1 rRNA gene is annotated in these 1786 nt (G+C 48.5%); it reads left to right on the top strand.

Going from position 1 to position 1786, the window contains the following annotated elements:
• Positions 1 to 170: 170 nt before the first annotated feature.
• A 16S ribosomal RNA gene (locus AC1RPX_RS07545) occupies positions 171 to 1731 on the top strand.
• The last annotated feature ends 55 nt before the right edge of the window (positions 1732 to 1786 follow it).

Below are 1786 nucleotides of genomic sequence, written 5' to 3'. Positions count from 1 at the left end.
TTGATATGATATAAAAGTTGTCAAAAGCAACCAAGTAGATCTTTGAAAACTGAACAAATTTTCGACAAATCAAATGTGTAGGGTCTCTTAACTAAGAGTTAAGAGCAAACATTTGCGAAGTCAATTCGCTAGTTTCAAAAAGTAACAAAACAATAAGAGCAATCAACTTTTTATATGAGAGTTTGATCCTGGCTCAGGATGAACGCTGGCGGCGTGCCTAATACATGCAAGTCGAACGCATTATCTTCACCGAGTGCTTGCACTCACCGAAGATAATGAGTGGCGAACGGGTGAGTAACACGTGGGTAACCTGCCCAAAAGAGGGGGATAACACTTGGAAACAGGTGCTAATACCGCATAATTTGTTAAACCGCATGGTTTGATAATGAAAGACGGCGTAAGCTGTCACTTTTGGATGGACCCGCGGCGTATTAGCTAGTTGGTGAGGTAAAGGCCCACCAAGGCAATGATACGTAGCCGACCTGAGAGGGTGATCGGCCACATTGGGACTGAGACACGGCCCAAACTCCTACGGGAGGCAGCAGTAGGGAATCTTCCACAATGGACGAAAGTCTGATGGAGCAACGCCGCGTGAGTGAAGAAGGTTTTCGGATCGTAAAGCTCTGTTGTTAGAGAAGAATGTAGGTAAGAGTAACTGTTTACCTAGTGACGGTATCTAACCAGAAAGCCACGGCTAACTACGTGCCAGCAGCCGCGGTAATACGTAGGTGGCAAGCGTTATCCGGATTTATTGGGCGTAAAGCGAACGCAGGCGGTTTTTTAAGTCTGATGTGAAAGCCTTCGGCTCAACCGAAGAAATGCATTGGAAACTGGATAACTTGAGTGCAGAAGAGGAGAGTGGAACACCATGTGTAGCGGTGAAATGCGTAGATATATGGTAGAACACCAGTGGCGAAAGCGGCTCTCTGGTCTGTAACTGACGCTGAGGTTCGAAAGCATGGGTAGCAAACAGGATTAGATACCCTGGTAGTCCATGCCGTAAACGATGAGTGCTAAGTGTTGGAGGGTTTCCGCCCTTCAGTGCTGCAGCTAACGCATTAAGCACTCCGCCTGGGGAGTACGACCGCAAGGTTGAAACTCAAAGGAATTGACGGGGGCCCGCACAAGCGGTGGAGCATGTGGTTTAATTCGAAGCAACGCGAAGAACCTTACCAGGTCTTGACATCTTCTGACAAACCTAGAGATAGGCCGTTCCCTTCGGGGACAGAATGACAGGTGGTGCATGGTTGTCGTCAGCTCGTGTCGTGAGATGTTGGGTTAAGTCCCGCAACGAGCGCAACCCTTATTATTAGTTGCCAGCATTTAGTTGGGCACTCTAATGAGACTGCCGGTGACAAACCGGAGGAAGGTGGGGATGACGTCAAATCATCATGCCCCTTATGACCTGGGCTACACACGTGCTACAATGGACGGTACAACGAGTTGCGAGACCGCGAGGTTAAGCTAATCTCTTAAAGCCGTTCTCAGTTCGGATTGTAGGCTGCAACTCGCCTACATGAAGTTGGAATCGCTAGTAATCGCGGATCAGAATGCCGCGGTGAATACGTTCCCGGGCCTTGTACACACCGCCCGTCACACCATGAGAGTTTGTAACACCCAAAGCCGGTGAGGTAACCTTTTAGGAGCCAGCCGTCTAAGGTGGGACAGATGATTAGGGTGAAGTCGTAACAAGGTAGCCGTAGGAGAACCTGCGGCTGGATCACCTCCTTTCTAAGGAATATTACGGAAACCTACACACTTGTCGAAAATTTGTTTAGTTTTGAGG

Source organism: Dellaglioa sp. CoH-56-MRSF-14 (assembly GCF_056782115.1).
Note: the sequence above shows the minus strand (reverse complement) of the source record. Positions and strands in the feature narration are given on the sequence as shown.